At 57.6% G+C, this 9,575-nt stretch carries 10 protein-coding genes; 2 read left to right on the top strand and 8 right to left on the bottom strand.

What is annotated here, in order from left to right:
* On the bottom strand, nt 1-603 hold a 603-nt coding region (locus IRZ24_RS11990), incomplete at its 3' end, for a carbohydrate binding domain-containing protein (protein ID WP_297164450.1).
* 259 nt (nt 604-862) lie between these two features.
* Nucleotides 863-1,756, bottom strand: coding sequence for a dihydrofolate reductase family protein (locus tag IRZ24_RS11985; RefSeq protein WP_297164448.1), 894 nt, complete (start codon nt 1,754-1,756; stop codon nt 863-865).
* A gap of 417 nt (nt 1,757-2,173) precedes the next feature.
* On the opposite strand from IRZ24_RS11985, the gene IRZ24_RS11980 reads away from it, so the two are divergent.
* A complete protein-coding gene (locus tag IRZ24_RS11980) occupies nt 2,174-2,605 on the top strand; it encodes an EVE domain-containing protein (protein WP_297164446.1) in 432 nt (143 codons plus the stop codon).
* A 2-nt stretch (nt 2,606-2,607) separates the two neighbouring features.
* On the top strand, nt 2,608-3,450 hold the full coding sequence (locus IRZ24_RS11975) for an aminotransferase class IV (protein ID WP_297164444.1): 843 nt from the start codon (nt 2,608-2,610) through the stop codon (nt 3,448-3,450).
* Nucleotides 3,451-3,488: 38 nt separating this feature from the next.
* On the opposite strand, the gene IRZ24_RS11970 is transcribed toward IRZ24_RS11975, so the two are convergent.
* The 6 genes from IRZ24_RS11970 to IRZ24_RS11945 form a co-directional block, all read right to left on the bottom strand.
* The gene (locus IRZ24_RS11970; protein ID WP_297164441.1) at nt 3,489-4,121 is read right to left on the bottom strand and encodes a helix-hairpin-helix domain-containing protein; all 633 of its coding nucleotides are present in this window, start codon (nt 4,119-4,121) and stop codon (nt 3,489-3,491) included.
* Between the two features lie 526 nt (nt 4,122-4,647).
* The gene (locus IRZ24_RS11965) at nt 4,648-5,064 is read right to left on the bottom strand and encodes a response regulator (protein WP_297164438.1); all 417 of its coding nucleotides are present in this window, start codon (nt 5,062-5,064) and stop codon (nt 4,648-4,650) included.
* 133 nt (nt 5,065-5,197) lie between these two features.
* Nucleotides 5,198-5,734 carry a hypothetical protein gene (locus tag IRZ24_RS11960; RefSeq protein ID WP_297164436.1) on the bottom strand — a complete coding sequence of 179 codons (537 nt, stop codon included), beginning with the start codon at nt 5,732-5,734 and terminating at the stop codon, nt 5,198-5,200.
* A gap of 425 nt (nt 5,735-6,159) precedes the next feature.
* The gene (locus tag IRZ24_RS11955; RefSeq protein ID WP_297164433.1) at nt 6,160-7,542 is read right to left on the bottom strand and encodes an ABC transporter substrate-binding protein; all 1,383 of its coding nucleotides are present in this window, start codon (nt 7,540-7,542) and stop codon (nt 6,160-6,162) included.
* Nucleotides 7,543-8,000: 458 nt separating this feature from the next.
* On the bottom strand, nt 8,001-9,323 hold the full coding sequence (locus IRZ24_RS11950) for a hypothetical protein (protein ID WP_297164430.1): 1,323 nt from the start codon (nt 9,321-9,323) through the stop codon (nt 8,001-8,003).
* The coding region (locus tag IRZ24_RS11945; RefSeq protein ID WP_297164427.1) for a sigma factor-like helix-turn-helix DNA-binding protein at nt 9,320-9,575 on the bottom strand (256 nt) is incomplete at its 5' end. The genes IRZ24_RS11950 and IRZ24_RS11945, both read right to left, overlap by 4 nt.

Genomic DNA, 9,575 nt, shown 5'->3' with positions numbered 1-9,575 from the left:
GGTCGGGCTGGGGGTGGGAGTCACTCCAGGGGTACTGCTCGCGGTGGGAGAGGGGGTCGCGGTCGTATTGCCTGCAGGCCCATTCAGACTGACATCATCGACATAAACGCTTCCTTGTAAATACCATCCGTGCACGTAGATAGTAATGCTGGTAGTTGTGGCCCCGGTTGTAAAGGAAACGCTAAGCTGGGTATAGCTGCTGCTGCTGGTCCAGTTGCTGGCCCCTCCGCTAATGCCTAGATAGGCATAAGGCCCATTGACGTAGGCACTAAGCGTATAATTGCTGTTAGGTTGTACGCTGATAGTTTGGGTACATTGTCCGGTGGTGGAAGCAGTAGGGGTCATTTGCAAGGCATAGTTGCCACTATGCACCGGTGCCGTCACGACGGTGTCACCAAGATCACAGTTCCAGCCGCTGAGATTGCCGCTCTCGAAACCTGGGTTAGTGACAAGGTTGCTGCCTGCTGCGAGAACCGCGCTTGTCCAGTGCAGAAACAGGATCACTGCCAAGCCGCTGGTGATAAGGAACAATGAGAGGAGCATGAGCAAGAAGCGACGTCGCAGAGGAGGCAGTGACCTGACCTTGGGCAGACGAGGGGGCATGGTAATGGCTATCCTCCTTGCCTTGAGATGCTCAAACAGCTCGAGGCCGTTTGGCGCCGCGGCAGGGCATGCCGGCTTCGTGCCTGCGACCTGCCTTTGGATGAACGCTAGATCAGCAAGTCGTGCCCTGCCTGCAGATCCTTCACCATTAATGATAACCAGGCGTAATCATATCGTCAAGATGTCTAGACCACTTGGGGGAGAGCCAGACGCCTGTTCTGCGTTGCGCTTGGGGCGCTGCCGTCAGGCTCCCTGATCTTCAAGCCGAGCTGGGGATCGAAGCGATCTGGGCAGTCTGCTCGGACGCTGGTGCTGGTCGTGCAAAGCGGTAGCGCAGAAAGAGATAGCTGCCTGCCCGTTTCACGCTGAGCAGGGTGCCCCAGCGCGGATCAGCAGGTAGGAAGAGCTGGCCTGAGACAAAACCAGGGCGCGGCTCCCGATCATCGCGCCCGGCCAATTGTGGAGCCAGTGTGAGAAACAGCTCATCGATCAGCCCCTCGGCGAGAAAGTGGCCCATTAGCTGCGGACCGCCCTCCACAAGAAGGCGCTGGCAGGGCTGCCAGCGGTTCAACGTCTCCATAACGGCGCGTGCCGACAGAGGCCCCTGCTCGCTGGCAACCAGCACGTGTAGCGTAGAGGGAAGAGACTGCTGTTGCAGGCGTGCTCGCCCTTGAGAGGTGGTAATCAGCACCGAACGAATGGCGGCTTCTTGCAAAAGTGGCAGGTTGAGATCGATATGGCCGCTGCTACTGACGATCACATTGAGCGGCTGTGGAGCCAGACCTAATTGCTGACGTAGCTGGTAGTATTCTGAAGCCAAGGGAGGATAGATATAGTCTGGAGTCCAGCGATGCTCACGAGCATCACGGAGCGTTCCCGCGCCAACAATCACCGCATCGGCGCAGGCACGCAGCAGGCCCATAACCATGTGATCATGCTCATTACTACCACTAATATCGAGACTTTCACCATTGGCATGGGCCACAGCTACGCCATCGAGTGTCTCAACAAAGTTGCTGAGGATATAGGGGCGATCTGCCGGAATGGCAGGAAAGACAAGTGCCCCATAGAGGTGAGCCAGGCGTGGAGGAAGTGGCAGCGCCTGGCCTTCTACCTGCTCAAAGAGCGTCTGCAACGGTGAGCATGTCTGCATGACTTGTAATCCGTCCTCTTTCTTTATTGCACTGAACCTTGTCCTGTAAATCTTTCCGGCCACAAAAGCCGTGCTTGTCCTGGTAAACCCTGGTCCCTCTGACTGATTAGCGGGCTGGAGCGAAGGCCGCAAGGGGAGTCTCCCTTTCTCTTTTCTATCACGTTCTGTGACCTGTCAAGGGGACTATGCTACTATGCCGATCTTTATCACGATTATGAACCTCGCAAGATGATAATCTTTTTTAGTTTTTATTATCGCTTGCTAGCTATGTTCACGCTGAGCGGTGTTTACAGGCGTTGCCAGGTGTGATATGCTCTCTCTAGCTGGCCGAAGGGGCCTAGAGGCCGGTGATGGCACTCAGGTTAATGCGCTGTCGCCAACTAAATGAGGCTGGGGAAAAGAGGAGAGCGGAAGCGTATGGCCTATTTTCTGGTGAAGACTGAACCTTCCGACTACGGTGTGGAGGATCTCGAGCGTGAGCGGCGCACTGTCTGGGATGGGGTCCGCAATCCCCAGGCGGTGCGCTTCATCGCCCAGATGCGCCCTAGGGATTGGCTGCTGATCTACCATAGCGGGACCCAGGCGGCGCTCGTCGGCCTGGGCCGCGTGGTTTCCTGGCCACGTCCCGACCCTGCTGATCCACGAAGTCAGATAGTTGACATCGAGTTTGTGCGTCGCCTGGCGCGTCCCGTCACCTTACGCGAGATCAAGGAAAGCCAGCTCTTCAGTGATTGGAGCCTGGTGCGGCAGCCTCGCCTCTCAGTCATGCCCGTACCGGAGCGCTTTGTACACTGGTTGCGCAAAGAGGGCCTGCTCGATCCTGCAGAAGAGGAGGGTTTACGAGGATAGCTATGGACCAGCAGCCGATCTGGTATGTTGATGGACACTGGGTTCATCCGCAAGAGGCCTGTATCCCGCTGACCGACGTGGCTGTCCTGCGCGGCTATAGCGTCTTCGAATCATTGCGCACCTATGATCGCCGCCCGTTTCGTCTCGACGATCACCTTGATCGCCTCTATCGTTCGGCGGAGCTGATCGATCTGATGGTCCCCTACACGCGGCAAGAGATCCGCGCTGTTCTGGAGGAGACCATTCGGCGTAACGCCTTTCGTCATGCTTCGCTGCGCATTCTAGTCACTGGTGGCGGGAGTGAGGACGGCGTTCTCCCTTCTGGAAAGCCCTTACTGGCGGTGATGATCACTCCTTTGCCTGAGCGTGATCTGGAAGCTTTCCAGCGCGGACTACGCGTGATTACCTGTCGCTTGCGGCGGGAGGCTCCGGAGGCCAAAACGACCAACTATATCGCTGCGGTGCGGGCCCTTAAAGAAGCGGCGCGCCACGGCGCTGCAGACGCGCTCTTTGTCGACGAGCAAGGATATGTGCTGGAAGGAACGCGCAGCAATTTCTTTGTCTTTCGGGGCGATACGTTGATCACTCCACGCGAGGGTATGCTGCCGGGCGTAACACGTACAGTGGTGCTTGAGCTGGCCCGGGATCGCTTTCCAATCGAGGAGCGGCCTATCGCTCTCGCCGAGTTAGCCTCGGTCGATGAGGCCTTTCTTACCGCCTCATCAAAGGAGATCATGCCAGTGGTGCAGATCGACGAGCTGATTGTCGGTACGGGTCAGGCGGGTCCGCGTACCTGGGAGCTGGAGCAGCGCTTTATCGCCCTTGTCGAACAGGGGCGCTTCTAGCTGCGCGCGGTGCTGGAGCTGCAGCGCGCGCAGCCTGCTCAGGCCACCCCTCCAAGGCTGACCGCTGGCTCCTGTTGCTGAAGCAGCCGCGCAGCGGCTGCTTTCAGACGCTGCTCGCTGCGAGGACCAAAGCCAGGCAACTGTCGCAGGCGCTGCTCGCTGGCAGCCTGCCACAGCTTCTCGGCGGAGTCGATGCCTAATTCTTCGTAGAGCCTCAGAGCTGTATGTGGCCCAATATGGGGAATGGCCAGCAGACGGCGTGCCCCGGCTGGCAAGCCCTGCGGCAAGAGGTCGGAGGAGAAAGTCAACGTTCCACGCTGTAGCAGCTCCCTGATATGGGCCTGCATACGGCGTCCCAGGCCCTCAAGTGGCAATGGCTCACCTCGTGCAGCGATCTCCGCGATCGGCTCCCGTAGAGCGAGAATCGCCCGTGCCGCATTGCGGTAGGCCTGGATGCGGTAAGGATTGCCATGCTGTCGCTCAAGCAGATCAGCTACGCTGGCCAGCACCTCAGCAAGCTGGCGGTTGCTATGGATAGGCCGGTGCTCCTCCTTGGCCGGCGCTGGCTCCAGCCCAGGCAGTATGAGCTGCTGCAAGCCGCGGCGCTGGTGGATAGCCTGGCTCGGTAGCACCTCAATGGTCTGGGTTAACTTGAGAATATGATGCATCATGCTGGCTTCTACCCCCTAACTAGGCTAGGCTCCTAGGCTCCTCTTGCCTCTCGTATCTCCTTGTGAAAGGAAGGCACTGGTATTCACTCTTTCTTTCTGCCCGGCTATCCTCCAATCGGCAGCGTCGCAAACCGTAGTCCAGGCCATTGGTGGCTTGTTTTTCCCTTACCCTCGTGGCGCTGGGGGGATTAGAAAATTTGTTCGAAAGTAGTATAGCACAAAAAAGATATGCGTGCAACGGACCTGGGATAATAAAAAAAGAAGACCGAATCAAGAGCGATTCGGTCTCCCTTCACATCCTCTGGAAATGGCCCTTACGGGCCAACTCTGTCCACCTGAAACACCATCCCTAGTAAGCGAACAGGCAACTTCAGCATAGGTCTCGCCTCCTTTCTGGCTTCACCTATCGGAAGGCTGTCGCCTGAGATAGGCTTCAGGGTTCCCTCTACGGGACAGTGTCATTATAGCATACAGTTTGAAAGGCCTGTCAAGCTCAGCCGCGTTCTGGAGAGGGCCAGATGTAGATTCAAGTCTCCTCAGCCTCTGCCGCTCGCTGAGTGGTATCCTTAGAGGGCGAGGCCAGCAGCTCCTGCACCAGGCCTATCAGTGAGCTACTCAGCTTCGCGTTAGATACCACGCGCTGGGCACCAGCCTCCAAAGCCTTCGTGCGGGCTTCCAAATCAACATGGGGCCCAAAAGCCAGCACGGGCAGACCATGCTGACGAGCCAGCCGTATCGCCTCATCCCAGGCCACACCTGGGAGCGCGATATTCACAATCGCCAGCGCCGGAGACTCCTGCGCTGAGCCACTACCGGCCAGCGCTTGTGAGAAGCCCACTACATCGCGCACAACGATGGTCTCTAGGGCCAGATGACGGAGCGTATCGCGTATCTTGACAGCGAAGAAGAGATCTCGCTCTAGAGCAAGCACTGATCGTGGCACAGACTGATACTCCTGCTGACTGGCTTCCTGGGTTAGGAAGCTGGCCGTAAGCGTTCTCGTTGTGGTCCTGCCGTCGCTGCCGTCGCTGCTCACAGGTCTCCTCTGTTGTTCCGCGTATGGGGTGCTCTACTCCTTAGTCATCGGTTGGCTCCTGCACTGGGCGGCGGAACAGCTCGGCCAGCTCCTCATTAATCAGGTCAAGATTCGTATACTGCTCACGGCTGAGCACATGGTGAGTACCAGTGCAGTAGGGCTTACTGCACTTACGCATATGACTCGTCTCAAAGAGCAAGTTCCCGTTTTCCACGCTCACCCAAATGTGCTTGCGTGAGTAACCATCGCCCCACTTGAGCAATAAGCCGCTCTCATATTCATCGAAACGGCCCTGTCCGTAGAGATAGTCACGGTTAAACATCTGCAGGATCTCGCGTACTCGGCTAGCAGCAACCACCTCGGCGACCTCTGGTCGCATGCGCGTGGTTGCTTCCTGGGCCAGATCCTCCTTGGGGATCTCCAGTGCGCGCGAAGAGTGCTGCTCTTCGCGAATCATGCGCTGAATCATCGCTGCCTCATGATCGGAAAGGCTGCGCGATTGGCCCAGAATCAGGGGTTTCCCATTGGATGCACGAAGATTGCGTTGGTTGTGTGGATTATTCTGTTCAGGCACCATTGTGCTCCTTGGCTACAAGTGCTTTCGGAGAGAAAGCAGCATTCCTCTGGGCGAACTCCCTGTCCGTCTCGCTGGCGGGCAGGGGGTCGGTGGCTCACGCCGTCGAAGCGATCAGCCCATCATATCTTTCCAGACAGGTTTTTTCGGCGCAGTTGCTGTAGTTGCTTGGTTGCTAGCTTGTAGGCTCATTCCCTGTCATAGCTTACAACGCTGCCGCCCCCTTTCACAAGAGGGCCTTGCCTGAGTAAGAGAGGAGCGACCTTCTCCTGATAGAGGAAGATCCTGCCTGCCATCACAGACAAAGGAAATCGTCCTATCCGAGGAGACCAACCTGGCAGTTGAGGATGGCGATCTATGTGGAGAAGAGCGAAGACTGCTTCAGGGTCTCTCTCTGGCTCTCTTGCCTCCTCTGAAGGAGTGCTCGTCTAATCAGGATAGTTGCGCCGGGCGACAGCTTCGATAGATTCCAGGATCGTGTCAAGCTGATCCGGCTCTTGAATAAAAGCAAGCATGCCTTTCCAAAAGGCATGCTGTACTACTGGCGGCATCAGATCGCCTGCTCCGAAGCAGAAAAGTGGCGCTGTGCTTAACATCTGAGCCGAGGCCCGCGCGACAGGATTAGGGTAGGCGCTTATGGGAACCGAGCGATTGACTGAGGTGAAGCCACCGCGCCGGACCCAGATCTCCTGCGCTTGAGCACTGGCAAGATATTGTACTAGGGCCCGCACCTCAGCCGTATCCTGCAACGCAACCACCGCATCGGCCCCCCCGGTCACGGCGCCGCTGTAGCGCGGATCAATTGCCGGGAATGGAAAGAAGTTGATCTCCTCACCAGGTACGATGGTGGGAAAGCGGCTTGTGACGAAGCCGAGGACGAAATCGCCTGAATAGTAGAAGTAGGCGCGTGGAGGTTGTTCAAAGGGAGCGTAGCTGGCATCCTGAAAGTTTGTCAAGAGGACCGAAGTCGGGGCATCCTGGATATAATGCTTGCCGTTGAGAATAGTGTTGAAACGGCGAAAGGTTTGCTTAATAGTCGGATCGGTCCAGGCAATCCGATGGCTGACCCAGCGCTGGTACATCTCCGGTCCCCATTCCTTCAAGTACAGCTCAGCGATCCAGTCAGCGGCTGGCCACCCACTGGAAGCCGCACTCTCGACCCCCATCGCCCACGGATAACGCCCTCGGGCGGCGATGGCATTAGAGACTGCAATTAGCTCATCCCAGGTGTGAGGAAGAGGCAGTCCCAGCGCTTGCCACTGCTTGGGATTGTACCAGATGATCCCCTTATTAGCTGCCTTGTAAAAAAGCGCGTACAGTGCTCCTTTGTAGCTCCCGAGGTCGATCCAGGTACGGGTATAGTCACGCTTGATTATCTCCATGTCCAAAAAGCTGTCCAAAGGCAAGAGCTTCCCCTGCGCGGCCAGTTGTTGCATCCCCCCTGGATTCGGCAGAATGGCCACCCCTGGGGGCGTATTCGCTCGCAGCAGGGTGGTGAGGAGCGTATCTTGATCGCGTGTAGAAACGACTTGCACTTTAATATGAGTTTGTTGCTCAAAAGGAGCAACTACTGCCCGAAAAGAATCCTGCTCCTCGCTGCTCCAGACAGTCAAAACGTCGATGGAGGCCGACTGATTGTCACAGGCTGCTAGCAAAGCGAGTGCGGAGTGGGCAGCCAGGCCCAGGGTCACAGCACGCTGTAAGAAGACGCGACGACGGAGGCGCCCCTGCTTGCCCTGCCTCCGCTGGTACAGAGCCTGCCTGCCCGACCGTTCATCGCGCCGTTGGTGATGATGGTGTGGCGCGGGCATGTGTTCCTCCCAGGCTCAGTGCGCACTGAGCTTCCAGCGATAAGGGGCGTGAGCTAACCACCTCACAGTATAGTTGCTTCGCGCTGTCTGTGCAATATGGTGCCCGTCAGAAAAACGCACTGCTCAACTAGTAATGTCCAAAGGACCTGAGATGTCCCTGATTCTTAGATGGTCATAGCAATAATTGTCGTAGATCGAATGATAGTGGCACAGCCCTCAGATCAGGAAAAAGAAGAGAGGTTCGCTCTGATCAGGTGATCCCTCGACCTGGCTGATCAGTTGTGGCTATAGATTTAGGGGCAGTCGTCTCACCTGGTGCGGCGGGATACTATCCTGTTCGCCGCCTTCACCGAGCCAAGCCAAGCCGAGCCGAGCCGAGCTGAGCTGAGTTGAGTTGAACTGATTTGAGTTGAACTGATTTGAACTGAGCGAGGGCCTCCTGAGTCGTTGTGGCGCAATCAGGGTGCGCGCCACACCTGTACTGTATGATCCCAGCCACCCGAAGCGAGATACTGATCGTTAGGAGACCAGGAGACAGCCGTGACTTCATCGCTATGCTGGCGGTAGATCAGAGCGACCTCGCCGCTGAAGGGGTTCCAGACCTGCACTGTGGCATCAGCTCCTGCGGAGGCAATAAAGCGTTCATCGTGTGACCAGGCGACGGCATCGACGCCCCCGTGGTGACCGGTGTAGACTCGTAGGGTTTTCCCGTTCCTGGCGTTCCAGACGCGTACGGTGCCATCCTTACTGGCGGAGGCGAGATAGCGCCCATCGGGTGACCAGCTCAGGGAGGTAATGGCATCGCTGTGGTCTGTGTAGGAAAGCAGCGGGGTCCCTGGATTGCTGGTGTGCACGTTCCAAATGCGCACAATGTTACCCGTGTCTCCTGCTGCCAGGTAACTGCCGTCAGGTGACCAGGCCAGCGCAGTCACAGGAAAGATACCGGTGTAGATGACGGCGTGTGCTCCTGTGGTGGCATCCCAGACCCAGACATGATTGTCGCCTCCGCCCGAAGCCAGGCGCTGGCTGTCTGGCGACCAGGCCAGCGCATAGACGATATCTGTGTGCCGGGTAAAACGGAAGAGGCGCTGACCCGTTTCGGTGTCCCAAACCTCGACAGTGTGATTCTCGAAGGCTGCGGCCAGGTAGCGCCCATTAGGAGACCAGGCGACGGCATAGGCAATGCCGGCGTTCGTCGCGTAGCGATAGCGCAGAGTGCCGGTCAGGGCGTTCCAAACTTCGATCGTACCTCTGAGATCACTGGAAACCAGGGAGTTGCCATCTGGTGACCAGGCCAGAGAGCTGATAGCGCTGCTATGCCCGCGATAGGTGACCAGCAATGTCCCCGGGCCGGCGGCGCCACTCTTCATCACCTGATGCAACAACGGCAGGCCTAAAGCCAGCATAAGGCAAGCTGCGATCAGAGCAGCTGCGGCTGTCCACAGGCGCTGACGCAATGGGCGTGACCGACGCCCAAGACGCAGATGGGAATTGCTTACAGACTGAGCCTGCCTTTTGAACTGTGGGGATGAGAGCAGTTCTTCTTCACTCCCGAATTTGTTCAAGAGGGAGGCCAGGCGCGGCACGGGCTTCAGCACCGGATCAGGCAATGCCCGCAGCCGTGCATCAATCAGTTCATAGTCGGCCCGGGCGGCTGCACAGACCGGGCACTGCCGCAGGTGGGCCTCAAGCGCCTCGCGATCGGCTGCTGATAGATCATCCGGGCGCAGAGCTAGTTTCTCTGCCCAGGCCGAGCAGGGGGGACGTGGCCGTTGCTTCATTTCCCCTTGCCTCCTCTCTGCCCGGTGGGGAGGCCTTCACTCAGCAAGCGCTGGTAGATCTGGCGCATTTCCTCTTTGCCTCGGCTGACGTACTTACTGACACACGATTCTTTCATGCCCAGCAGTTCGGCCACTTTGCGCTGTGGCAATCCTTCAATCACGTAGAGAATAAGACAAGAGCGATAAGTAGGTGAGACTTGGGCTAGCGCGAGCTGAGTCAGCTCGCGCTCTTCGATGTGCTGCTCCATACGC

The organism is Thermogemmatispora sp. (genome assembly GCF_019683755.1).
Lineage (GTDB): Bacteria > Chloroflexota > Ktedonobacteria > Ktedonobacterales > Ktedonobacteraceae > Thermogemmatispora.
The sequence above is the reverse complement of the archived record's forward strand: the minus strand, read 5'-3'. Positions and strand labels throughout refer to the sequence as shown.